General features: G+C 66.1%; 21 protein-coding genes. 11 read left to right on the forward strand and 10 right to left on the reverse strand.

Annotated features, from left to right (window positions below; genetic code table 11):
• The first annotated feature begins 12 nt into the window (after window positions 1-12).
• The 4 genes from MUN46_RS00825 to dut all read left to right on the forward strand — a co-directional run bounded on the left by MUN46_RS00825 (window position 13) and on the right by dut (window position 3,320).
• The gene (locus MUN46_RS00825; RefSeq protein ID WP_243377162.1) at window positions 13-1,002 is read left to right on the forward strand and encodes a polyprenyl synthetase family protein; all 990 of its coding nucleotides are present in this window, start codon (window positions 13-15) and stop codon (window positions 1,000-1,002) included.
• Between the two features lie 112 nt (window positions 1,003-1,114).
• The gene (coaBC, locus tag MUN46_RS00830; protein ID WP_243377163.1) at window positions 1,115-2,305 is read left to right on the forward strand and encodes a bifunctional phosphopantothenoylcysteine decarboxylase/phosphopantothenate--cysteine ligase CoaBC; all 1,191 of its coding nucleotides are present in this window, start codon (window positions 1,115-1,117) and stop codon (window positions 2,303-2,305) included.
• Between the two features lie 88 nt (window positions 2,306-2,393).
• A complete protein-coding gene (locus MUN46_RS00835) occupies window positions 2,394-2,828 on the forward strand; it encodes a hypothetical protein (protein WP_243377164.1) in 435 nt (144 codons plus the stop codon).
• A gap of 45 nt (window positions 2,829-2,873) precedes the next feature.
• A complete protein-coding gene (gene dut / locus MUN46_RS00840; RefSeq protein WP_243377165.1) occupies window positions 2,874-3,320 on the forward strand; it encodes a dUTP diphosphatase in 447 nt (148 codons plus the stop codon).
• Window positions 3,321-3,346: 26 nt separating this feature from the next.
• On the opposite strand, the gene MUN46_RS00845 is transcribed toward dut, so the two are convergent.
• Window positions 3,347-5,704, reverse strand: a complete 2,358-nt coding sequence (locus MUN46_RS00845; RefSeq protein WP_243377166.1) for an AAA family ATPase — start codon at window positions 5,702-5,704, stop codon at window positions 3,347-3,349.
• Window positions 5,701-6,036, reverse strand: coding sequence for an ATP-dependent Clp protease adaptor ClpS (locus MUN46_RS00850; protein ID WP_243377167.1), 336 nt, complete (start codon window positions 6,034-6,036; stop codon window positions 5,701-5,703). The genes MUN46_RS00845 and MUN46_RS00850 overlap by 4 nt, the downstream gene beginning before the upstream one ends.
• 342 nt (window positions 6,037-6,378) lie before the next feature.
• Between MUN46_RS00850 and cspD the strand changes: the two genes are divergently transcribed.
• Complete coding sequence (gene cspD / locus MUN46_RS00855; RefSeq protein WP_237980261.1) at window positions 6,379-6,585, forward strand: cold shock domain-containing protein CspD; 207 nt, start codon at window positions 6,379-6,381, stop codon at window positions 6,583-6,585.
• Window positions 6,586-6,641: 56 nt separating this feature from the next.
• Window positions 6,642-7,073: a DUF192 domain-containing protein gene (locus MUN46_RS00860; protein ID WP_243377168.1), complete on the forward strand. Its 432-nt coding sequence runs from the start codon at window positions 6,642-6,644 to the stop codon at window positions 7,071-7,073.
• On the opposite strand, the gene xseA is transcribed toward MUN46_RS00860, so the two are convergent.
• Window positions 7,070-8,686, reverse strand: coding sequence for an exodeoxyribonuclease VII large subunit (gene xseA / locus MUN46_RS00865; protein ID WP_243377169.1), 1,617 nt, complete (start codon window positions 8,684-8,686; stop codon window positions 7,070-7,072). The genes MUN46_RS00860 and xseA overlap by 4 nt on opposite strands.
• A gap of 573 nt (window positions 8,687-9,259) precedes the next feature.
• Window positions 9,260-9,436, reverse strand: coding sequence for a hypothetical protein (locus tag MUN46_RS00870; protein ID WP_243377170.1), 177 nt, complete (start codon window positions 9,434-9,436; stop codon window positions 9,260-9,262).
• 381 nt (window positions 9,437-9,817) lie between these two features.
• On the opposite strand from MUN46_RS00870, the gene lpxK reads away from it, so the two are divergent.
• From lpxK to MUN46_RS00895, 5 genes are all read left to right on the forward strand, one after another.
• Complete coding sequence (gene lpxK / locus MUN46_RS00875) at window positions 9,818-10,894, forward strand: tetraacyldisaccharide 4'-kinase (RefSeq protein WP_243377171.1); 1,077 nt, start codon at window positions 9,818-9,820, stop codon at window positions 10,892-10,894.
• Window positions 10,875-11,093 (forward strand): Trm112 family protein, encoded by a 219-nt coding sequence (locus MUN46_RS00880; protein WP_243377172.1) that lies wholly within the window; start codon window positions 10,875-10,877, stop codon window positions 11,091-11,093. Before lpxK ends, MUN46_RS00880 begins: the two co-directional genes overlap by 20 nt.
• Window positions 11,094-11,144: 51 nt before the next feature.
• Window positions 11,145-11,918, forward strand: a complete 774-nt coding sequence (kdsB, locus tag MUN46_RS00885) for a 3-deoxy-manno-octulosonate cytidylyltransferase (RefSeq protein ID WP_243377173.1) — start codon at window positions 11,145-11,147, stop codon at window positions 11,916-11,918.
• 93 nt (window positions 11,919-12,011) lie between these two features.
• Window positions 12,012-12,665: an adenylate kinase gene (gene adk / locus MUN46_RS00890; RefSeq protein ID WP_243377174.1), complete on the forward strand. Its 654-nt coding sequence runs from the start codon at window positions 12,012-12,014 to the stop codon at window positions 12,663-12,665.
• 253 nt (window positions 12,666-12,918) lie between these two features.
• Window positions 12,919-14,247 (forward strand): hypothetical protein, encoded by a 1,329-nt coding sequence (locus MUN46_RS00895; protein ID WP_243377175.1) that lies wholly within the window; start codon window positions 12,919-12,921, stop codon window positions 14,245-14,247.
• Window positions 14,248-14,387: 140 nt separating this feature from the next.
• Here MUN46_RS00895 and dusA read toward each other — a convergent pair whose 3' ends face one another.
• The 6 genes from dusA to infB all read right to left on the reverse strand — a co-directional run bounded on the left by dusA (window position 14,388) and on the right by infB (window position 22,153).
• A complete protein-coding gene (gene dusA, locus MUN46_RS00900; protein WP_243377176.1) occupies window positions 14,388-15,392 on the reverse strand; it encodes a tRNA dihydrouridine(20/20a) synthase DusA in 1,005 nt (334 codons plus the stop codon).
• 131 nt (window positions 15,393-15,523) lie between these two features.
• Window positions 15,524-15,922 carry a YchJ family protein gene (locus MUN46_RS00905; protein ID WP_243377177.1) on the reverse strand — a complete coding sequence of 133 codons (399 nt, stop codon included), beginning with the start codon at window positions 15,920-15,922 and terminating at the stop codon, window positions 15,524-15,526.
• Window positions 15,923-15,945: 23 nt separating this feature from the next.
• The gene (gene typA / locus MUN46_RS00910) at window positions 15,946-17,814 is read right to left on the reverse strand and encodes a translational GTPase TypA (protein WP_243377178.1); all 1,869 of its coding nucleotides are present in this window, start codon (window positions 17,812-17,814) and stop codon (window positions 15,946-15,948) included.
• Window positions 17,815-17,831: 17 nt separating this feature from the next.
• Window positions 17,832-18,734: a tRNA pseudouridine(55) synthase TruB gene (gene truB / locus MUN46_RS00915; RefSeq protein WP_243377179.1), complete on the reverse strand. Its 903-nt coding sequence runs from the start codon at window positions 18,732-18,734 to the stop codon at window positions 17,832-17,834.
• 1 nt (window position 18,735) lies between these two features.
• On the reverse strand, window positions 18,736-19,092 hold the full coding sequence (gene rbfA, locus MUN46_RS00920; RefSeq protein ID WP_243377180.1) for a 30S ribosome-binding factor RbfA: 357 nt from the start codon (window positions 19,090-19,092) through the stop codon (window positions 18,736-18,738).
• A gap of 94 nt (window positions 19,093-19,186) precedes the next feature.
• Window positions 19,187-22,153 (reverse strand): translation initiation factor IF-2, encoded by a 2,967-nt coding sequence (infB, locus tag MUN46_RS00925; protein WP_243377181.1) that lies wholly within the window; start codon window positions 22,151-22,153, stop codon window positions 19,187-19,189.
• Window positions 22,154-22,159 lie beyond the last annotated feature (6 nt).

Below are 22,159 nucleotides of genomic sequence, written 5' to 3' on the forward strand. Positions count from 1 at the left end.
AATGCCTTCATCATGCTGAAAAACATCATCTCCAGAGCCGGCCTCAAAGCCGCCATGAACCTCATCGCCTCCGACATGAAGCGGGTCGACGAGACCATCCACCGCGAGCTGGGCAGCGAAATCCGCCGTGTCGCCGAAGTCGCCGACTACATCACGAGCTCTGGGGGCAAGCGCATGCGCCCCGCCCTCGTGCTGCTGACGGCGGGAGCCCTGGGCTGCACGGGCGACAAGCCCGTGTACCTCGGAGCCGTGATCGAGATCCTGCACACCGCGACGCTGATGCACGACGACGTGGTGGACGAGGCCGACATGCGGCGCGGCAAGCCCACCGCGAACGCCCGCTGGGACAACCCGACCGCGGTGCTCGTGGGCGACTTCCTCTACACCCGCGCCTTCCAGATGATGGTGAAGACCGCCAACCTCCGGGCGATGGCCGAAATCGCAGCGGCCGCCAACCGCCTGGCCGAGGGCGAGGTCCTGCAGATGGACAACGCGCACGACCCGGCCGTCGGGATCGACCGCTACTACCAGGTGATCGAGCGCAAGACCGCCTGCCTCTTCGAGTGCGCCGCTCTCATCGCCTGTTCGGTCTCCGAGGCCTCCGAAGAGGAGGAAAAGGCCCTCGCGGAATACGCCCGGCGCCTGGGCTACGCCTTCCAGATCGCCGACGACTACCTCGACTACGCGGGCGATGCGGCCGTGACCGGCAAGAACCTGGGGGCCGACCTCGAGGAAGGCAAGGTGACGCTGCCGCTCATCTACGCCATGCAGCGCGCGCAGCCCGAAAAGCGCTCGATGATTGAGGAGGCGGTCCGCCGGGGCCACGGCGACTTCGAGGCGATCAGCGCGATCGTGCGCGAAACCGGGGCGCTTGAGGCCTCGCTCGAGCGGGCCGCGCAGGAGGCCCGCGCCGGCAAGCAGGCCCTGCAGGCCCTGCCGGCAAGCCCCTACCGGGACGCGCTCGAGACGATCATCGACTACACCGTTTCGCGCAGCCGCTGAAAAACGCGCCCTGGCGCGCCCCTTTGAAGGCGCCGGCCCGAAGCGCGCGCCTTCACGGGGACTTTCCCCCTTGACCGTGGCCGCCGCAGCCGGCGGCCGGGAGTGACTTCCAATGCCGATCCTAGAGAACCGCCGCATCGTGCTTGCCGTCACCGGCGGCATCGCCGCCTACAAAAGCTGCGAGCTCGTGCGGCTGCTGAAGAAAAACGGGGCCGACGTCTCCGTGGTGATGACCGCGGAGGCTGCGCGCTTTGTGACGCCGCTCGCCTTCGAGGCGCTCAGCGGGCACCCCGCCGCCGTCTCGGAGTGGGACGGCCGCGGCGGGCCGATGCCTCACATCACGGCCACCGAGGGGGCCTCGCTGCTTCTTGTGGCGCCCGCGACCGCCAACATCATCGCCAAAGCCGCCCTGGGCATCGCAGACGATCTCGTGAGCACGCTGTTTGCCGCCCGGCGCTGCCCGGCGGCCTTCGCGCCGGCCATGAACACCCGCATGTGGCGCAATCCCCCGAACCTGAGAAACATCGAGCAGCTCGCCGAGGACGGCAGCCTCGTCTGGGGGCCGGCCTCGGGCGGGCTCGCCTGCGGCGACAGCGGCCCGGGCCGGATGCTCGAGCCGGGCGAAATCCTCGAGCGGGTGATCGGCTTCTTTTCAGAAAAATACCTCCGGGGGCGGCGGGTGCTGGTGACGGCCGGGCCGACCGCCGAACCGATCGACCCGGTGCGGATCCTCACCAACCGCTCGAGCGGCCGCCAAGGCTTCGAGATCGCGCGCGAGGCCGCGCGGGCGGGCGCCTCCGTCACGCTCGTCGCAGGCCCCTGCGCGCTTGAGACCCCCGCGGGCGTCACGCGCATCGACGTCGAAACCGCGCAGGAGATGCGCGGCGCCGTGATCGGGCATCTGCCCGGGACCGAGCTTTTCGTGTCCGTGGCCGCCGTGAGCGACTGGAGGCCTGCCAGCGCGGCAGCCGAGAAGCTTCGCAAGACGGACGCGGCCCCGGAAATCAGGCTGGTTGAAAATCCGGACATTCTGGCCGAGGTGGGCGCCCTGAGCCCTGAGTTCCGCCCCTACACGATCGGCTTTGCCGCCGAGACGAGCAGGCTCGAGGAGCGGGCGCGCAGAAAGCTCGAGGTGAAAAAGGCCGACGCGATCGTCGGCAACCGCTTCGACCTCGCCGCCGGCTCGGAGCGCAACACGATTCTTTATGTCACCCGCGAAGGCGCCGAGAGCTTCGGCCCGGCGGGCAAGGACGAGGTGGCCCGGTTCATTCTGCGCCGGGCGGCCGGCGCGCTCGGGCGCTAGAGAGCCCCCCTTTTGGCCTCCCCCGCCGCAGGCGGGGGAGTAGGATGAAGGCGTCGGGCAGCCCCCCCTCAATCGAAGTGAGAAGCGAATGAACGATCCCTTTGGACTTGAACCGCCCCATGGCGATTACGTGGCTTACCTGCAGGCGCTGCAGGCCGGCCGCATCAGAAACCTGGACCCGCTGCAGATCGCGGGCTCCCAGGGCTCGCCGTCCCCGGCTGCGCCGCGGCGGCATCGCTCCGCGCTCGAGGAGCTCGCCCGGATCTCGCTGCCGGGCGGAGCCCCGGAGAGCGGCCCCGCCCCGGGCGGCCCGGCACTGCCGGAGTCACCCCAGGAGAAAATGCGGCGCCGCGCCCGCAGCGCGGGCCGCAGCCAGGCGATGGCCGCTTTCGGCGGCCTCACGGCCTTCATCGGCTTCACGCTCTTTGCGATCGGCGGCGCGCTCGACCGCGAGGAGCTCGTGCTGCTCGGCATGGCGGTCGCCTTCCTCGGCTTCCTGGGCGCGGTGAAAAGCAAGAACTGAGCGCCACCTCCTCTTTAAAACCTACTTTTTCCCTTTCTTCACAGCATGCAGATCGACCTTCGAATTCTTGACCCGCGCATCCGCGCCTGCCTGCCCCGCCCCGCCACGAGCGGCAGCGCGGGCGTTGACCTCCGGGCGCTGCTCGAGCGGCCCCTCACGCTCGAGCCCGGGCAGACCGAGCTGGTCCGCACGGGGCTTGCCATCCACATCGCCGACCCCCGCTACGCGGCCCTTGTGCTGCCGCGCTCGGGCCTCGGGCACAAGCACGGCATCGTGCTGGGCAATCTCGTGGGACTGATCGACTCGGACTACCAGGGCGAGCTCATGATCTCGGCCTGGAACCGGAGCCATGCGGCCTTCACGATCGAGCCTTTCGAGCGGCTCGCGCAGCTCGTGATCGTCCCTGTGGTCCAACCGGAGTTCCGCGTGGTCGACAGCTTCGAAAAAAGCAGCAGGGGCGAAGGGGGATTCGGCTCCACGGGCCTGTCCTGAAGCCCCCCGCCCTCCGCCCTTCGCCCTTAAGCGCGGAGGGCTTTTTTCGCGCGCGCGGCGGGCGCGGCCCCGCCCTCCTGGGGGAAGCGCAGCGTCACCTCTCCGCCCTGGAACCCGACGGTGACGCAGCCGCCCTTCTGCAGGCGCCCGAACAGCAACTCGTCGGCCAGCGGCCGCTCGACCCTGTCCTGCACCAGCCGGCGCATGGGCCTCGCGCCCATCCGGGGATCGACCCCTTTTTCCGCAAGGAAGGCTCTGAGCGCCGGGGTGAAGACGGCGCGCACCTTTTTCGCGGCAAGCCTTTCGGAGAGCTCCGCAAGGAGCTTGTCCACGATTTTCGCGATGAGCTCCCCGCCGAGAGGATCGAACCTCACGATCGCGTCGAGCCTGTTGCGGAACTCGGGCGGGAAGATGCGGTTGATCTCCGCCGTGTCGTCGCCCGCGCCGCCCGCCTCGCCGAATCCGATGACGTTTCTCGAGACAAGCCTCGCCCCGGCGTTCGAGGTCATGATGAGGATGACATTGCGGAAGTCCGCGTGCCGCCCGTTGTTGTCGGTGAGGGAGCCGTGGTCCATCACCTGCAGCAGGACGTTGAAGATGTCGGGATGCGCCTTTTCGATTTCATCGAGCAGCACCACCGCGTAGGGCTGCTTTGCCACCGCGTCCGTGAGCAGTCCTCCCTGCTCGAAGCCCACGTAGCCCGGGGGCGCCCCGATCAGGCGGCTCACCGAGTGGGGCTCCGCGTATTCGCTCATGTCAAAGCGGATGAGCTCCACGCCGAGAGCGCGGGCGAGCTGCCGGGCGAGTTCGGTTTTTCCGACGCCCGTGGGGCCGGTGAACAGGAAGCTGCCCACGGGGCGGTCGTGGCCTCCCAGCCCGGACCTTGAGAGGCGGATCGCGCTCACGACCGCGTCGACCGCCTCGTCCTGCCCGTAGATCGCGCTGCGGATCGACTCGCCCAGGCTCTTCAGGCGGCCGGCCTCGCCCGCGCTTACCGCGTCCACCGGCACGCGGGCCATGGCGGAAACGGTGGCCGCGATCTCCCCGGGGCCGATCACGGTGGGCTTGTCCCCCGGGGCGAGGAGCCGCTGCGCGGCCCCCGCTTCATCGATGACGTCAATCGCCTTGTCGGGAAGCCGCCGGTCGCTGATGTAGCGCTGCGAGAGCTTCACCGCGGCCCGAAGCGCCTCCTCGCTGTAGGCGATCCCGTGGAACTTCTCGAATCGGCCCCTGAGCCCTTTAAGGATCTCGAAGGTCTCCTCCTCGCTCGGCTCCTTCACGTCCACCTTCTGGAAGCGGCGCGAGAAGGCGTGGTCCTTTTCGAAAATGCGCCGGTACTCGTCGTAGGTGGTGGCGCCGATGCACGACAGGCTGCCGTCGGAGAGCGCGGGCTTGAAGAGATCGGCCGCGTCGAGGGATTGCGAATTCGAGCTCGAGCCCGCCCCGATCACGCTGTGGATTTCGTCTATGAACAGGATCGTCTCAGGATGCGCCTTCACCTCGTCAAGGAGGGCCTTGATCCTCGCCTCGAAGTCCCCGCGGTACTTGGTGCCCGCAACGAGCCCGCCCAGGCTGAGCGAGCGCACGACGCGGTTCCGGAGCACGCAGGGCACCCGGCCCGAGGCGATCCTCTCGGCCAGGCCCTCGGCCAGGGCCGTCTTGCCGACCCCCGCCTCGCCCACGAGCAGCGGGTTGTTCTTTCTGCGCCGGCAGAGGATCTGGATCATCCGGCAGATTTCCTCCTCCCGGCCGACCAGCGGATCAAGACCCCCTTTCTCCGCCTTCTCATTGAGGTTGACGGTAAAGGACTCGAGGGCGCTGCGGCGCCTGGGAGGCCGCTGCGCGCCGCGGCAGGGAGACGCGCCGGCCTCGGCTTCATCAGCGGCATCGGCCCCGGCTTCGTCCTCCTCCTCTTCCTCCCCGTCTCCGGGGCAGGGGCTGTCCGGGCTGCCGGCAAAACCGTTACGGCACAGCCACTCCGTCACCCGGAGCTTCGTCACCCCCTGCTCGGTGAGGAAGCTGACCGCCCAGCTCTCCGGCTCGTCGAAAATCGCGACCAGGAGGTCTTCGCCGTGCAGCAGGACGTCGGCCCGCTCGGACTGCTGCACATGCATCATGGCGCCCTCCACCACGCGCTGAAAGCCCACCGAGGGCTGGGGCTCGTCCTCCGGCCCCGTCAGCTTCGGCACCTGGGTGCGGACGAACTCGTCGAGCTCGCAGCGCAGCCGCGCGATGTCGCAGCCGCAGGCGCCCAGCACCCTGCAAACACCGTCGTTCGAGAGCAGTTCGCGCAGCAGGGCCTCGACCGTGATCAGCCGGCATTTTTCGGACGAGGCGGCTATAAAGATGTTCTGGAAATTCTTTTCAAGCTGCTTGTCTATCATTTTCCGCCCTGTATCTTGACTTCGCAGCGAAGGGGGAATCCCGCCGCGCGGGCCTTGTCCATCGTCTCCGCGGCCAGGCTCTCCGCGATGTCCAGCGGATAGACGCCCGCGAGCCCCCGGCCCTCGCGGTGCACCTTCATCATGATGGCCTCGGCCTCCTCGAGGCTGCGGCCGAACACCGAACGCAGCACCTTCACCACAAAATCCATGGTCGTGTAGTCGTCGTTCAGGAGAAAGACGCACCAGGGGCGCGGCCTCCAGAGCTGCGTCTTTTTGTCGGCAAGCGCGAGGCAGCCGCAGTCGGTCTCTTCTTCTCTGTCTTTCTTGCTCATCTGGAATCGGTTGCTGAGGCTTCAGGTCTCTATATTGATTTCGTCTTCCTCCATTCTGCTAAAAAAAACGCCGGGGCGTGAGCCTTTTGCCCGGCCGCGGTCCGCCAAAAAGCGGGAATCCCTGACGAAAGATATTTTTTTATTAGTTAAATCCCTCTTCCCTTGTGCAACTTTTCTTCAGTTGGCGTATTGTCTGATTTCGTGCGGTAAGCTTGATGGGCAGTACTCTGTAATCACGCTCGCTGCTCATACCCTTCGGGCTTTTCCGCGGGTAAGTTTGCGCCGTTCGTCCCGTATGGTCGGGCAACCGGGCGGTTTTTGCTTCAGATGGAGAATTATCAAATGGCTACTGGTACCGTGAAGTGGTTTAATGACGCCAAGGGTTACGGCTTCATTACCCCGGATGAAAAGGGTGAAGATCTCTTCGCTCATTTCTCCGCGATCAAGATGGACGGCTTCAAGTCCCTGAAGGAAGGCCAGCGCGTCACGTTCGACGTGGTTGAAGGGCCGAAGGGCAAGCAGGCCGCCAACATCACCCCGGCCGAATAAGCTGCTTCAGGTCTCGGATCCGCCCGTTTCTTTCAGAAGAAAGGGGCGGATTTTTTATGCTCGGAATTTTCCTCCGGTGCCTCGCCGCCGCAGCGGCCCTGGGGCTGTCTGCCGGGAGCGCCCCGGCGGCGGAAACCGTCCGGCTTGAGGCGGCCGGGTCGGTCCTTGAGGCCGAAGTCGCCCGCTCGCGCGCCCAGCTCGAGCGCGGCCTCATGGGCCGGCCCGCCCTGCCCGAGGGCCGCGCGATGCTGTTTGTCTTCCCTCACCCCTCGGGATGGTGCATGTGGATGAAGGACACCCCCGCGCCGCTTTCCATCGCCTTCGTGTCGGAAGACGGGCGCGTCATCAGCGTGGAGCCGATGCAGCCCTTCTCGACCCGCCTGCACTGTCCGCCCGAGCCCGCCGCCTACGGCATCGAGGCGCCGGCGGGCAGTCTGGAAAAGCGGGGGCTGAGGCCCGGGGTGCGCGTGCAGGGGCTGCCGCGCTAGGAACCGGGTTCCCCCCGCCCGTTCCCGGTCATCATCCGCAGCCCTTCGCCCAGCCGCACGCCGTCCACCGTCGCCCAGGCCTCGCCGTCGCGGAAAATCAGCCTGATTTTTCCGCCTGCCTTCAGCGACGCGGCGCTTTTCACGGCGCCGCCTTCCGAAACCACCACGGCAAAGCCCCGGCCCAGCACTTTCAGGAAATCCATGGCGAGGAAGCGGGCCTCCAGGGCCTCGAAGCGGCGCCGCCGCTGCTCAAAGCCGCCGCTGAGCCTCAGCCGCAGCCGGGCCTCGGCCTGCGTAAGGCGCGCCTGCCGCCCGGCGGTGCGCGGCTTCACCCGCGCGAGCCTCAGCTCGAGCCCCTGCAGCCTCTCGGCGCGATCCGCAGCAATGCTCCGGCCGCAGACGAGCAGCCTCCCCCTGAGCCGCTCGAGCCCCTGGGCCCGGGCAGAGGCCTGGTCCTTCAGGCCCCTGCCTGCCGCGTTCCGAAGCTCCGAGAGCCTCAGGGCCTCGGACTGCAGGCGCTCGGACGCGATCGAGCGGGCCCGCTCGGCGAGCCACTCGAGCCGCTCGCGGCGCTGGCGCAGGTAAAAGCCGGGCGGGCGCAGCCTCGCCGAGGCCCCGTCCAGCCTCTGGTAGCGGACATTGAGTCCGTTTTCGGCGGCGGCGCGCAGCCTTGAGGCGAGCTGCCGCAGCTGCCCGGAGAGCACGCCGGCGTCCGCCGCGCACCGCTCGGCGGCGGCCGTGGGCGTGGCCGCCCGGAGATCGGCCGCGAGGTCGGCAAGCGTCGTGTCCACCTCGTGCCCGATGCCGGTCACCACGGGGATCGGACAAGAGCGCACGGCGCGGGCCACCTCCTCGGTGTTGAAGCAGGCGAGATCCTCGAAGGAGCCTCCGCCGCGCACGAGCAGCAGCACGTCGGCCTCGCGCCGCCTGCCCGCCTCCCCGAGGGCCTGCACGATCTCGGCGGAAGCGCCGCGGCCCTGCACCGCAGCCGGGTAGAGGATGATCGAGGCGTAGGACGCGCGCCTCTCGAGGGTCTTCAGGACGTCGCGCAGGCCGGCCGCGGCGAGGCTCGAGACGATGCCGATCGTCGCGGGCATGAAAGGCAGGGGGCGCTTGAGCGAGGCCTCGAAGAGCCCCTCCCGGGCGAGCCTCTCGCGCAGCCTGAGAAACTGCTCGTAGAGCTCCCCGAGCCCCGCCCTGCGCATCCGGGTCACCTGCAGCTGCAGATTGCCGCGCGCGGCATAGATCGAGGGCGCCCCGTAGACCTCCACGCGGTCTCCCGGCTGGGGCCTGAAGGCGAGGCCGGCCGCGCTGCCGCGGAACATCACGCAGCGCAGCTGCGCCGAGGCATCCTTGAGCTCGAAGTAGCAGTGCCCGCTTGCGGCCCGCATGAAGGAGGCGATCTCGCCGCCGACCCAGGCCGGCGGGAAGTTTCTCTGCAGCGAGGCGCTCCAGCTGCGGCAGACCGCCGTGACCGTAAGAACCGGCTGCGCGGCGGGCCGCGGCCCGCCGGCCGCCCCGCTCAGGCCCGGGGCCTCGTCCGCGGGCCTGCGGCCCCTGGAAGATCCGGCCGCGTCAGCCCCGAAAAAATCCGCATCAAAAAAATCAGCCATGGCTTACCCGTAATGGAGACGGCGGGAAGGGAAGCCTGCCGCCGGCTTTTCAGCATACACCGCGGCAAATCCCCGCGCCGGCGCTCCGCATGGGGGGCCTGCGGCTCCCCTTTTTCCGGAGCCGGGGAATCTGCCGGGCTGCAGTTTTGCACAGTTTTCCTCTTTTTCGTTTTGTCAAGCCCCCTTTTTATCCCCCCGCTTCCGAAGAAGCCTGATTATTCCTGGCAAATTATTGTTTTTATTTTACTTTTTGTGTTTGCTCCCCTTCCCCGCGCTTCCAGAAAAAGTACCGCTTCTTCAGTCACTTAGCGAGATTATTCTTTTTTTTGCACAAAGTTATCCACAGCAGCGGGAGGAAAAGCGGGGAAAATCGCCGCGCAGGCCCGGAGCAGGACTGCGGCGGAGCTGCGAAAAGGCAGGAAAAGTCCCTTTCTGCACTCCCCGGAGCGCAAAAAAAGCGCCGGACGGCCTCCGCCCCTCCCGGACGGGAAAAGTCCTGTCCTCAGCCTTTTGATTAATTTGAATATTTTTGATTGCTCAAATTTTAGGCAATTTGTACATTCTCCTTTCTATTCATTTAATTAAGCCACTTATCCTTGAGCTTCCTGACATGCTTTCCACCTGAGCGGTGGAATGACCTGCTTTACTTTGTTTCCAAAAGATTTTCTTTTCCACATGCCTCTTTCCGGGACTTTGAGCGGGTCCGGCGGGAATAAATGATGATTTTTGTTTAAAAACAAAGAGATGCATTCCGTTCGCCCTGCCCCGTCCCCTCAGGGGGCGCCGGCTGCCGCGCGGGCGGCCCCGGCCCGCCGCTTTCGGCCCTTCCGTCCGGGCCGGGCGAAGCGCCTTCGCAAGTCATTGAAAAATTTATTCTTTTAAAGTTATCCAGTTATCCACAGAATCCAATTTATCCTTTGTGATCAATGGGCTGGGCCTCTTTCCCTCGCTTTTCCCCGATTTCTTCCACACCCCCCTTTCCGCCTTCATCCCGGGTATCATTGCATTCATTTCAGAAGGCCTTCGAAAGAGCCCGCACCGCCGTCTCCAGCTACGGAAAGGCCGAGGCTCCAATTTCAGGATATGGACACTGATCGACCTCGATCGCGTATTTCAGAATCATCCCCGGGAATGCCTCGCAGCCGCGCCCTCAACGCCCGCGCAAAGCTTGAGTCGTGGGTGCACCGGCAGTGGTCCGGAAAAGGGATCATCCCCTGGCTTCTCTCCCCGCTCTCCTTCATCTATCTCTGCGTCACGCAGTGCCGGCGCCGCGACGCCGTTCCCAGGCGCCTGCCGGTTCCGGTGGTCGTGGTCGGCAACATCTACGTGGGCGGCACGGGAAAAACGCCGGTCACGATTGCGCTTGTGAAGCAGATGGCCGCCCGAGGCTGGCGCCCCGGGGTGATCTCCCGCGGGTACGGACGCAGGGAAGATCCCCCGCTGCTGATCAGCCCCGAGACCGCTGCGGCCTCCAGCGGCGACGAGCCGCTGCTCATCGCGAGGAAAGCGCGCGTGCCGGTCGCCGTGGGCCAGGACCGCGTCGAGGCCGGGCGGCTTCTCCTGAAAAGCCATCCGGAGGTGAACCTCATCATTTCCGACGACGGGCTGCAGCACTACGGGCTCGCCCGGGACGTCGAGCTGTGCGTCATCGGAGCCCGCGGACTCGGCAACGAGTGGGTGCTGCCGGCCGGGCCGCTTCGCGAGCCTCCGTCGCGGCTGGACCACGTCGACGCGATCATCCTCAATTCAACCGACGAGGTGCTCGCCACGCGCACGCCGCGGTTTGCCGCCGCCCCGTCGCTCGACTCCTGCCGCAGGCTTGCCACGGGCGAGACGGCGGACATCGACGAGCTCGCCGAGCGGATGAGCGGCAGAAAAACCGCTGCCGCCGCGGGCATCGCGGCCCCGTCGCGCTTTTTCTCGATGCTGCGGGCCCACGGCTTCGTCTGCTCCGAAACACTGGAGCTGGGCGATCATTTCGACTACGCCGAGAATCCCTTCAAGGCGCTGCAGGCCGACTGCATTCTCATTACGGAAAAAGACGCGGTGAAATGCCGCCAGATTCCCGAAATCCGCTCGGATGCCCGCATTTGGGTCGCCCAGTACGACATCACCCTCGAAAACTACCTGATCGATCTCATTGAGCGGAAAATTCGAGAGCATTTTCCAAGGAAGGAAGAAAAGCCCCATGGATCCCAAAATCACTGAAGTCCTGGTCTGCCCCGTCTGCAAGGGGCCGCTCGCCGCCAACAAGGCCGGCGAGCTCGTCTGCACGGCCTGCCGGCTCGCCTACAGCGTGAAGGACGGCATCCCCGACATGATCGAGCACAACGCCCGGACAGTAAGCGAAGAGGAAGCCGAGAAGCTGCGCGCGGCGCGCGCGGCCGCTCCCCTCGAGCCCCTCTGACGGGGGGTGGGCGCTCCGCCCCTGCCCCGCCTCAACCTCAGAAGCAGACACATGAGCTACACCATCATCATCCCCGCGCGCATGCACTCCACCCGCCTGCCGCGCAAGCCCCTGGCGGACATCGAAGGCCGCCCCATGGTCGTGCGGGTCGCCGAACGGGCCTCCCTCACGCAGGCCTCAAGGATCATCGTCGCGACCGACCACAGCGAGATCCTCGAAGCCTGCCGCAGCCGAGGCGTCGAGGCGCTTCTCACGAGCCCCAGCCATCCGACGGGCACGGACCGGCTCGCCGAGGTCTGCGACAAGCTCGCCCTCGGCGATGACGAAGTCGTCGTGAACATCCAGGGCGACGAGCCGCTCATCCCGCCTTCGACCGTGGACAAGGTGGCCGCGCTCCTGGCCGCGAGGCCCGGCTGCGCCATGGCCACGGCCGCGCACCCGATCGGCTCGATCGAAGACTTCATGAACCCCAACGTTGTCAAGGTGGAGCTCAACGCGCGCTCCGAGGCGATGACGTTCAGCCGCGCGCCGCTGCCCTGGCCGCGCGACGCGTTCCGAAAGGACCCCGGGCGGCTGCCCGCGCAGTTCACGGCCCTGCACCACATCGGCCTCTATGCGTACCGCGCCGGCTTTCTGAAACGCTATCCGAAGCTGCCGCCCTCGCCGATCGAGAGCGCCGAGAGCCTCGAGCAGCTGCGCGCGCTCTGGAATGGGGAGCGGATCGCCGTGCTGGTCCTTCCCGAGGCGCTTCCCCCCGGGGTGGACACCGAGGCCGACCTCGAGCGGGTGCGCGAAGCCTACCGCCGCGGCACGCTTCCGTCCTGACCGGCGCCCCGCGGGCGGCAGCGCTTTCAGGGTCCCGTCCGGAGCGGCTAGAATAGGCCATGTTTATTTCTTTACACTGGAGACACAAGCAAAATGCGTCTTATTCTGATCGGCCCCCCCGGAGCGGGAAAGGGAACCCAGGCTGCATTCATCAAGGAACGTTTCGGGATTCCGCAGATCTCGACCGGTGACATGCTTCGCGCTGCCGTCAAGGCGGGGACCCCGCTCGGACTGAAGGCGAAGGCCGTGATGGAATCCGGCGGCCTTGTCAGCGATGACATCATCCTGGGCCTCATGAAGGAGCGCCTCGCCAAGCCGGACTGCGAAAAGGGCTTCCTGCTCGACGGCTTCCCCCGCACCATTCCCCAGGCCGAAGCGCTCGGGCAGACCGGCATCCCGATCGACTTTGTGCTCGAAATCTCCGTGCCTGACGAGGAAATCATCACCCGCATCAGCGGCCGCAGAATCGACCCGGCCTCGGGCCGCACCTATCACGTCAAGTACAACCCGCCCAAGGTCGAGGGCCGGGACGACGTGACGGGCGCCCCTCTGATCCAGCGCGATGACGACAAGGAAGACGTTGTGCGCAACCGCCTGAAGGTCTACCACGCGCAGACCGAGGCCCTCGTGAAGTTCTATTCCGACCTGGCCGCCTCGGGCGACGCCTCCGCGCCGAAGTACCGCTCCATTTCCGGGCTGGGCACGATCGAGGAAATCACCGCCCGAGTCTTTGACGCGCTTAAGTAACAACAGGCTCTGAGAAGCCCCGGCCGCAAGCCCGCGAGGCTGCGGCCGGGACTGCGCTCTGCCGGGAACGCCCCCGGTGCGCATTTCGACGGCGCGCCGGGGGCGTTCTCTGTATTCAAAGGGCGCTCTCCCCTTTGCGCCTTTTCCCGCCCTTCGGCCCCATCCCGCCCTCCGCAAAATAATTAAAATCACCCCAGCGTTTTATCCGGCGGACCCAGGCTTTGCGGTCCGCGTTAACTTTCCGGCAAAAATAATGGCAAACAATCTTTCCGTGAAACTCAGCCGCCTCAGCGCTGTCGCTGCCGCCGCTGCCTGCGCCCTGCTGCTGGGCGGCTGCCAGAGCGCCCCCAAGGCCGCGGCACCGGCCAAGCAGGAGCCTGCTCCGGCCGCCGCGGCCGAGACCCCCGTCCCCGTCACCGGAGACCGGTTCTCCGACGGCACCTACGGCTTCATGCTCTCTTCCGTGCCCTCCATCAAGGGAGCCCGGCCGCTTAAGTCGCTTTCCACCCGCGAGGCCTTTGAAAACAAGGGCGTCTACTATTTCAACGACACGGAAGAATCCTCGTTCCGCATCACGGGCAAGGACGGCCAGAACCATTACGCCGTTCAGGAATCCTTCGTCAAGGGCAAGCTCCACGGATTCGCCATGAACACGAACCTCACGCCGGTCGTGCGCAACGGCGAGGCCGTCTCCATCGAAAACCCGTCCTACATCACGGAGGAATCCGACGGCACGGTGAAGGTGACGGGCGTCACGGGCTCGTCCCCGCTGTCGCTGCGCCTCAAGCTCTGGGCCTTTGACGTCTCCGGGCTCCCGGTTTACAAATTCCTGCGCACCCGCACGAATTACCCGACCGACACCGCCCGCTACACGACCGCAGTCTTCCCCAAGGGCTCGATCGCCTACATGCCCCAGGTTTTCGCCCCGGAGGACACCTTCATCGTCCTGCATCCCAATGCCTTCACCGGCTCGGGCTCCGTGGAAGGGTTTGTGCGCAACTTCAGCAAGGACATTCCCTACTGCCTGAGCTACCTGTCCCGCGAGGGCTACCAGGCCTACGGCGTCTCCTTTGACCCGTCTGCGCTTTCCGCCGGTTCTGCCACGACCTACAAGACCGTCAAGCAGACCACGTGGGTGAAGAACAAGCGCGGCAAGAAAGTGAAGAAAGTCATCACCAAAAAGGTGCCCGTCACGAGCCAGAGCAGCGTTCCGGCCAGCGGCCCGGTGAGCCTGATGCACGTCAAGACCGGCACCGTGTTCTGCCAGCGCACGACCGATACGCCCGCGGCCAAGGGCACGTACAAGATCGTCACGCTCAACGGCACGCGCGGCCTTTCCATGACCTTCCCGGCGACGGTGCGCGCGCCTGACACGGGCATTTTCGAGCTCTCGCGCAACGCCGTGAGCCCGGCCCTCGTTGAGATGAAGAAAGGAAACACGGTCTCGGTGGTGCCAGGCTACCACGTCCACGCCAACATTCCCGTGACCGACTTCCAGTACCGCTTCAACGAAACGGCGGCAAACGCCGTGAGAAAGGCGATTGCGGAAGCCGCCCCGGCAGTGAAGGCCGCGAAGCACTGATTCCTTCCGCTGCGGCAGACCCGCCCCTCCCGGCCCTGCGCCGTCGAGGGGCGTTTTTTTCTGCCCGCCAGAGAGAGCCGCGCCCTGCCGGGCTCCGCTTCAAAAGGCGGCCCGGGAACAAAAAGCCCGCTTTTTCAGGCTCAGGAGCGAACCCCCGGGTCCGCCACATGACGCCAGGCGCTCAGGATGATCTCCCGCGCCCGCAGGCGCCGCCAGGACTCAGGCGAGGTAAGCTCGCGCCGCCAGGCCCGCGCTCCGGCCAGCCCCTGGGCGATGCCCATCAGGTGATTCGCAGCCGTCCGGGCCGCAAGCGGCTCTTCCTCCTGCACGCCCGCGATGTAGTCCGCCATCTCCCGGATGACGTCCGTGCGGCTGATCCCCGAAGGCCGGCTGTCCCACAGAACTTCGTCCACCCTCGACAGCAGCCAGGGATTGTTGTACGCCTCCCGCCCGACCATCACGCCGTCAAAGCGCTGCAGCTCCGAGCGGCATTCCTCCAGCGTCCGCAGGCCGCCGTTCACAACGATGACGGCCTGGGGAAAGTCTTCCTTGAGCCGCGCCGCGAGACCGCGGTCAAGGGGCGGCACATCGCGGTTTTCCTTCGGGGACAGCCCCTGCAGCCAGGCGGCCCTCGCGTGCACGATGAACACGCGCACGCCGGCCTCGTAGAGCGTGCCGACAAAATCGCGCACGAACTCATAGGAAACGCTGCGGTCGACGCCGATGCGGTGCTTCACCGTGACAGGGACGCTCACGGCGTCCTGCATCGCCCTGACGCAGTCGGCCACAAGGGCGGGCCTGAGCATCAGCACCGCGCCGAACGACCCGGACTGGACTTTCTCGGACGGACAGCCGCAGTTCAGGTTGATCTCATCGTATCCCGCCTCCTCGCCCCAGCGCGCGCACTTCGCGAGAAGCTTCGGATCCGATCCCCCGAGCTGGAGGGCGCACGGATTCACGCCCTGTTCGTAGCCAAGCAGCCGGCGGCGGTCGCCGTAGAGAAGGGCCGGCGCAGCGATCATTTCGGTGTAAAGCCTCGCGCGCCTGGTAAGCAGTCTGTGGAAATGGCGGCACCAGCGGTCCGTCCAGTCTAGCATGGGCGCCACGCAGAAACGCCAGGACTCCGGTTTGATCGCTTCGGTCATCTTTGTGCAAAGGAAGGTTGCCGCTCCAGAGCGCCGGGCGTCAGCCCGTCAGTGCCGGGCAGTCCGGCGCCGGCTTCCGGATTCGGAAAGAAAAGAAAAAGCCGCCCGGGGCGCGGGCCCCGTCAGGGCGGCTAGGGGAGCAGGTCCCCGTCGACATAGAGCCAGCGGCCCTGCCGGCGCTCGAAGCGCGCCTTTTCGTGAAGCCTGAAGGCCGCGCCCCCGCCGACTCTGCCGCGGGCGACGTACTCGACTTCGGCCCGGTCTTCGCCGGTTTCCCTGAAAGAGCGGATCCGCAGCCCCAGCCACTTAATCCCGTCGTTTTCGAGGTCAAGGCGCTGCGGCCGCTTCTCCTGCGCCCACGTGTCCCTCAGGTAGTCTTCCAGCCCCAGCGCGTATGCGCTGTAGCGGCTTGCCATCAGGGCGCGGGCGTCGGGGGCCGGGGCCCCCGCGTGAAGCGCTCCGCAGCACTGCCCGTAGCTCAGCCCGCTGCCGCAGGGGCAGGGGCTGCCGGGGCTGAGGGCCTTCTTCATCTTCTCGGGACTCCTGCGTCCGGTCAGTTCGCGACCGTCGCCTCGGAGTCTCCCAGCTCAGCCTGGGCCGCGCGGGCGGCGCGCTTGCGCTCGTACTCCTTCAGGTAGCGCTTGCGCAGGCGGATGGACTTCGGGGTGATCTCCACGAGCTCGTCATCGTTGATGAATTCGACGGCGCTCTCCAGCGTGAGCTGCGTGGGCGGCACCAGGCGGATCGCCTCGTCGGAGCCCGAAGCGCGGACGTTCGTCAGATGCTTCGTGCGGATCGCGTTCACCACGATGTCGTTTTCGCGGGAGTGCTCGCCGATGATCATGCCCTCGTAAACCGGGTCGCCGGGGTTGACGAAGAGCCGGCCGCGCTCCTGGATGTACCAGAGCGCGTAGGCCACCGCGTTGCCGTCCTCGCCGGAAATGATGGCGCCGGAGCGGCGTTCGCCCACGCTGCCGGGCTTGATGACGTCATAGCTGTCGAACACGTGGCTCATGACGCCCGTGCCGCGGCACATGGTCATGAAAAGGCTCTGGAAGCCGATGAGGCCGCGGGCGGGGATGCGGTACTCCAGCCTCACGCGGCCCTTGCCGTCAGGCTCCATGTCGGTGAGCTCGCCCTTGCGGCGCCCGAGCTCCTCCATCACGGCGCCCTGGTTTTCCTCCTCGACGTCAACCGTGAGGAGCTCATAGGGCTCGAGCTTCTTGCCGTTTTCTTCCTTGAGAATGACGCGCGGCCTCGAGACTGCGACCTCAAAGCCCTCGCGGCGCATGTTTTCAAGCAGAACCGTGAGGTGCAGCTCGCCGCGGCCGGCCACCATGAAGACCTTCTCGTCCTTGGTCGGCTCGACCCGCATTGCGACGTTCGACTTGAGCTCACGGGCGAGACGCTCGCGGATCTGGCGGCTCGTCACGAACTTGCCTTCCTTGCCGGCCAGCGGCGAAGTGTTCACCATGAACTCCATCTTCAGGGTCGGCTCATCGACGTGCAGCATCGGAAGCGCCTCGGGGTGATCGACGCTGGTGATGGTCGTGCCGATGTTCAGGTCCTCGATGCCGGTCACGAGCACGATGTCGCCGGCCTGCGCCGACGGGGTCTCCTTGCGGGCGAGGCCCTCGAACTGCAGGATCTGGTTGATCTTGCCGTGCTTGGGGGTGTCGTCCGGGCCGTCCATGAAGCACACGGTCTGGCCGGCGTGCAGCGTGCCGCGGTGAACGCGGCCGATGCCGATCTTGCCCACATAGCTGGAGTAATCGAGCGAGCAGATCTGAAGGATCAGGTTCCCGTCGGGATCGTCCTCGCGGACAGGCACCTTCTCGAGCACGGTGTCGAGAATGGCGTTCATGTTTCCGATCTTCTTGAGCTCCTCGACGTCCTCCGTCTCGCCGGCGTAGCCGTTAAGGGCAGAAGCGTAAATCACGGGGAAGTCGAGCTGGTCCTCGGTGGCGCCCAGCTTGTCGAAAAGCTCGAAGGTCTGGTTGACGACCCAGTCGGGGCGCGCGCCCGGACGGTCGATCTTGTTGATGACGACAATCGGCTTCAGGCCCTGGGCAAGCGCCTTGCGGGTCACGAAGCGGGTCTGGGGCATCGGGCCGTCCACCGCATCGACCAGCAGCAGCACGCCGTCGACCATGGACAGCACGCGCTCCACCTCGCCGCCGAAGTCCGCGTGCCCCGGGGTGTCGATGATGTTGATGTGCACGCCCTTCCATTCCACCGCGCAGTTCTTGGCGAGAATGGTGATGCCTCTTTCCTTTTCAATCGCGTTGCTGTCCATCACACGCTCTTCAACCGCCTGGTTGGCGCGGAAGGTGCCCGCTGTCTTCAGCAGGGCGTCGACCATCGTGGTTTTGCCGTGGTCGACGTGGGCAATAATGGCGATATTGCGAATAGCTCGTGTCATTTGTTCTGTCTCTTTCTCTAATTTGTTGCTATTAATCTTTCCGGAGCCAGGACCCCGCGCTCATTGACCAGCGCGGTTCCCAGCAGTCTGCTGCCCGGGCCGTAAACCCTGACGCGGCCCCTGTTCGGGAGGTGCAGTGCGAGCCGCTGTCCGTTTTTAAGCCTGAGCTCATCCTCTGCGCTGAGCTCTACCGGCTCAAGCGCCTGAATCAGGGCGTCTGGAGGGCGCAGCATCGCCGCCCGCTCCCGGGGACCGGGGAGCTTTTCAAGCTCCGCGAGCGTGACCGCATCGTCAAGCCTGAGGCTGCCCACGCGGGTGCGGCACAGAGCCGCCATGGTGGCTCCGCATCCCAGAATCCGGCCCCAGTCCTCGATCAGGGTGCGGATGTACGTGCCCTTCGAGACCTCGCAGTGCAGCTTCACCAGACCGTTTTCTTCGGAAAGGACGCTGAAGCTGTAAATGCGGACGCTGCGCGGCTCGCGCTCCACGGTCTTGCCCTCGCGGGCCAGACGGTAAAGGGCCACGCCGTCGCGCTTGAGCGCCGAGTACATCGGCGGCACCTGCTTGATGTCTCCGGTCAGCCGGCCGGCGGCCTGCCGCATCGCCTCGAGGCTGACGTTCACCGTATGGCGCTCGAGAACGACTCCGGTGACATCGCCCGTGTCCGTCATCTCCCCGAGACGGGCTTCGGCCTCATAGGCCTTGTCGGCGTCGAGCAGGTCGGAGGAAAACTTCGTCGCTTCGCCGAAGGCTATCGGGAGCAGGCCCGTCGCCAGGGGATCGAGCGTTCCGCAGTGCCCCGCCTTGGCGGCGTTGAGCAGCCTTCTGGCCACCTGCAGCGCATGGTTTGAACTCACGCCGCCGGGCTTGCGCAGAAGCAGCACCCCGTTCACTTCCTCTCCCCGATGAGCTCTTGGCACCTTACTCTCCCGTCTTCTCAACGGCCCTGGCGATCAGCCGGTCCATCTCAAAGCCGCGGTCCACGCTGTCATCGTGGACGAAGTGCAGCGTGGGGACCGTATGGATCCTCAGCTTCTTGAAAATCAGGCTGCGAAGCATTCCGGCCGCCGCGTTCAGGCCCGCCGTGCACTCGCCCACATCCGCGCCCATCACCGTAAAGTAAAGGGTCGCGTGAGCATAGTCAGGCGTGATCTCGCAGCCCGTCACTGTAACGAAGCCCACGCGGGGATCCCGCACTTCCTTCGGGATCAGCTCGGCGATGTCACGGGCGATCTGATCGGCTATGCGAGTCGAGCGTCCAGGTTTTGCCTTTCTCACTTGATTTCTTCCCCTTGTTCTTAAAGGAAGCGGAAAGCCGTCGGCAAACCCGCCCAGCGGGACGGACATGAGGCGGCTTTCCTGCGTCCTTTTCTTACAGCGTCCGGGCGACCTCCGTCACTTCGAACACTTCCAGCTGGTCTCCGGCCTTGATGTCATCGTAGCCCTTGAGCGATATGCCGCATTCCTGACCGGCCGAAACCTCGCGGACGTCGTCCTTGAAATGCTTGAGGGAGGCCAGCTCTCCGGTCCAGACCACCACGTTGTCGCGCAGCAGCCGCACGCTCGCGCTCCTGCGGACCACGCCTTCCGTGACGCGGCAGCCCGCGATGTTGCCCACCTTCGGCACGTGAATGACCTGACGGATCTCCGCCAGACCAAGGTTCGTCTCCTTCTTCACAGGGGCGAGCATACCGCTCATGGCGGCCTTGATCTCGTTGACGGCATCGTAAATGATGTCGTAGTAGCGGATGTCGACGCCCTCGTGCTCCGCGAGCTTGCGGGCGCCGGCGTCGGCGCGCACGTTGAAGCCGACGATCACGGCCCCCGCGGCGATGGCGAGGTTGACGTCCGTCTCGGTAATGCCGCCCACCGCAGAGTGGACCACCTGCACGCGCACCTCATCGGTGGACAGCTTGTTGAGCGACTGAACCAGCGCTTCCTGCGAGCCCTGCAGGTCCGCCTTGATGATCAGCGGCAGGGTCTTCTGCTTGCCGTCGCTGTTCTTGAAGATGTTCTGCAGGTTGGCCGCCTGCGCGCGGGCCAGCTTCACATCGCGGTACTTGCCCTGGCGGAAGAGCGCGATCTCGCGCGCCTTCTTCTCATCGGGCAGCACGAAGAACTCGTCGCCCGCCTGAGGAATGCCCGACAGGCCCTGGATTTCCACAGGAATCGAGGGGCCGGCCTCCTTCAGGGCCTTGCCGTTTTCACCGACCATGGCGCGGACGCGCCCGAACTGGGCTCCGGCCAGCACGATGTCGCCGCGCTGCAGCTTTCCGGACTGCACCAGCACGGAGGCCACCGGACCGCGGCCCTTGTCAAGGCGGGACTCGAGCACGAAGCCCTTCGCAAGGCCTTCGGCCGGAGCCTTAAGCTCGAGCACCTCGGCCTGCAGCAGCACGTTTTCAAGCAGCTCGTCAACGCCCTGGCCCGTCTTCGCCGAAACGAGAACGAAAGGCGAGTCGCCGCCGTACTCCTCGGGGATCACGCCGGCCTGCACCAGCTCCTGCTTGACCACTTCGGGGTGGGCGTCGGGCTTGTCGCACTTGTTGATGGCGACCACGATCGGCACGTTGGCCGAACGGGCGTGCGCAATGGCCTCCTTGGTCTGAGGCATCACGCCGTCGTCGGCGGCCACGACCAGAATCACGATGTCCGTGACCTGAGCGCCGCGGGCGCGCATGGCGGTAAAGGCCTCATGCCCCGGGGTGTCGAGGAACGTGATGATGCCGCGCGGCGTCTTCACGTGGTAGGCGCCGATGTGCTGAGTGATGCCTCCGGCCTCGCCCGCGGCGACCTTCGTGCGCCGGATGTAATCGAGGAGGGACGTCTTGCCGTGGTCGACGTGGCCCATGATGGTCACGACAGGCGGGCGCGGCGTCGGCTCGACCTGGTTGGTCTCGCCGATTTCTCCCAGGAAGGCTTCCGGATCGTCCGCCTTGGCCTGGATGGCCTTGTGGCCCATTTCCTCGACCACGATCATGGCCGTGTCCTGATCCAGCATCTGGTTGATGGTCACCATCTGACCGTCCTTCATCAGCTGCTTGATGACCTCGGTCGCCTTGACGGCCATCTTCTTGGCCAGATCGGCCACCGAAATCGTCTCCGGGACCTCGACCTCGCGGACCACGGGCTCCACAGGCGCAGGAGCCGGCTCCGCATTGCGGCGGGAATCCTGCGAGCGGCGGCCTCGTGCGGTGCGCCATCCGTTCGGATTCTCATCGATCACGCCGCGGGTCTTGATCGTACGGTGATGCTCCTCCTCATCGCGGCGTCCGCCGCGGCGGCCCTTCTTGGTGCGCGCAGCGCCTTCGCCCGCGTTCTTCGGGGCGGCGGCCGGACGCAGGTGCGCCGGGCGCTTGGGTTCATCCTTCTTGGCCGCCTTCGGCTTGGCCGCAGCCGCGGCCTCGGCCTTCTTTTCAGGCTCCTCGGGCTTCGGCTTCTGGACATTGCGCGGGCGGTTGAGCATTTCGCGAATCGCGCGGGCTTCCGCCTCAGCCTTGGCGCGGGCCTCGGCGCGGCGCTTGGCGGCCTCGGCATCTTCCTTGGCCTTCTGGGCGGCGCGGGCCGCAGCCTCGGCCGCGGCCTTGGCGCGCTCAGCCTCGCGGCGCGCAATCTCTTCCGGAGACTCTTCCTTCTTCTTCGCAGCAGCCCGAGCGGCCATTTCGCGGGAAGCCCTCATGGCAGCCGCATCGCGCTCGATGCGGGCGCGCTCTTCGGCGGCTCTGCGGGCGCGGGCGGCCTGCTTCTGCACCTTCTGCTCCTTCATCTGGCGCTCTTTTTCCTCAGCGTTTTTCTTCGCTTCCTCAGCAGCCTTGGCCCTGGCGGACTCGGCCTCGGCTCGCGCCTTCTCTTCGGCCTCGGCGGCCTCGCGGGCGAGCCTGTCGGCCTCCGCCTTCGCGGCGGCAGCGCGCTCAGCCTCAGCCTTCGCCTCAGCCTCGCGGGCGGCAGCCTCCGCCTTCTCCGCAGCCTCTTTCTCGGCCAGAGCCTTTTCAAGCTCAGCCCTCTGGGCGGCCTCGGCGGCGGGATTCTTCACGAAAACGCGGCGGCGGCGGACCTCGACCTGGACCGTACGGGTCCGGCCCGTGGCATCCGCCTTCTTGATCACGGACTTTTCCTTGCGCGTCACCGTAATCCGGCGCAGCGTCCTGCGGGGCGCATCGCCTTCGTCCTCCTTGTGACGCTCAAGCCTCAGCGACTCGAGCAGACGCGTTTTGTCCCCCTCGGAAAGCTCGTCGGACTCGGAATTCTTGTGCACGCCGGCAGCCTTCAGCTGTTCAAGCAGCGTCTTGGCCGCAACCTTCAATTCCTGGGCAAATTCGAAAACTGTTTTATTCGCCATAGATCT

It is taken from the genome of Mesosutterella faecium, from assembly GCF_022809315.2.
Classification (GTDB): domain Bacteria; phylum Pseudomonadota; class Gammaproteobacteria; order Burkholderiales; family Burkholderiaceae_F; genus Mesosutterella; species Mesosutterella faecium.

Bases quoted from the DNA above. Each gene is read 5' to 3' on its own strand.
- MUN46_RS00825 (WP_243377162.1), top strand. From the start codon at position 13: ATGCTGAAAAACATCATCTCCAGAGCCGGCCTCAAAGCCGCCATGAAC.
- coaBC (WP_243377163.1), top strand. From the start codon at position 1,115: ATGCCGATCCTAGAGAACCGCCGCATCGTGCTTGCCGTCACCGGCGGC.
- MUN46_RS00835 (WP_243377164.1), top strand. From the start codon at position 2,394: ATGAACGATCCCTTTGGACTTGAACCGCCCCATGGCGATTACGTGGCT.
- dut (WP_243377165.1), top strand. From the start codon at position 2,874: ATGCAGATCGACCTTCGAATTCTTGACCCGCGCATCCGCGCCTGCCTG.
- MUN46_RS00845 (WP_243377166.1), bottom strand. From the start codon at position 5,704: ATGATAGACAAGCAGCTTGAAAAGAATTTCCAGAACATCTTTATAGCC.
- MUN46_RS00850 (WP_243377167.1), bottom strand. From the start codon at position 6,036: ATGAGCAAGAAAGACAGAGAAGAAGAGACCGACTGCGGCTGCCTCGCG.
- cspD (WP_237980261.1), top strand. From the start codon at position 6,379: ATGGCTACTGGTACCGTGAAGTGGTTTAATGACGCCAAGGGTTACGGC.
- MUN46_RS00860 (WP_243377168.1), top strand. From the start codon at position 6,642: ATGCTCGGAATTTTCCTCCGGTGCCTCGCCGCCGCAGCGGCCCTGGGG.
- xseA (WP_243377169.1), bottom strand. From the start codon at position 8,686: ATGGCTGATTTTTTTGATGCGGATTTTTTCGGGGCTGACGCGGCCGGA.
- MUN46_RS00870 (WP_243377170.1), bottom strand. From the start codon at position 9,436: ATGCATCTCTTTGTTTTTAAACAAAAATCATCATTTATTCCCGCCGGA.
- lpxK (WP_243377171.1), top strand. From the start codon at position 9,818: ATGCCTCGCAGCCGCGCCCTCAACGCCCGCGCAAAGCTTGAGTCGTGG.
- MUN46_RS00880 (WP_243377172.1), top strand. From the start codon at position 10,875: ATGGATCCCAAAATCACTGAAGTCCTGGTCTGCCCCGTCTGCAAGGGG.
- kdsB (WP_243377173.1), top strand. From the start codon at position 11,145: ATGAGCTACACCATCATCATCCCCGCGCGCATGCACTCCACCCGCCTG.
- adk (WP_243377174.1), top strand. From the start codon at position 12,012: ATGCGTCTTATTCTGATCGGCCCCCCCGGAGCGGGAAAGGGAACCCAG.
- MUN46_RS00895 (WP_243377175.1), top strand. From the start codon at position 12,919: ATGGCAAACAATCTTTCCGTGAAACTCAGCCGCCTCAGCGCTGTCGCT.
- dusA (WP_243377176.1), bottom strand. From the start codon at position 15,392: ATGACCGAAGCGATCAAACCGGAGTCCTGGCGTTTCTGCGTGGCGCCC.
- MUN46_RS00905 (WP_243377177.1), bottom strand. From the start codon at position 15,922: ATGAAGAAGGCCCTCAGCCCCGGCAGCCCCTGCCCCTGCGGCAGCGGG.
- typA (WP_243377178.1), bottom strand. From the start codon at position 17,814: ATGACACGAGCTATTCGCAATATCGCCATTATTGCCCACGTCGACCAC.
- infB (WP_243377181.1), bottom strand. From the start codon at position 22,153: ATGGCGAATAAAACAGTTTTCGAATTTGCCCAGGAATTGAAGGTTGCG.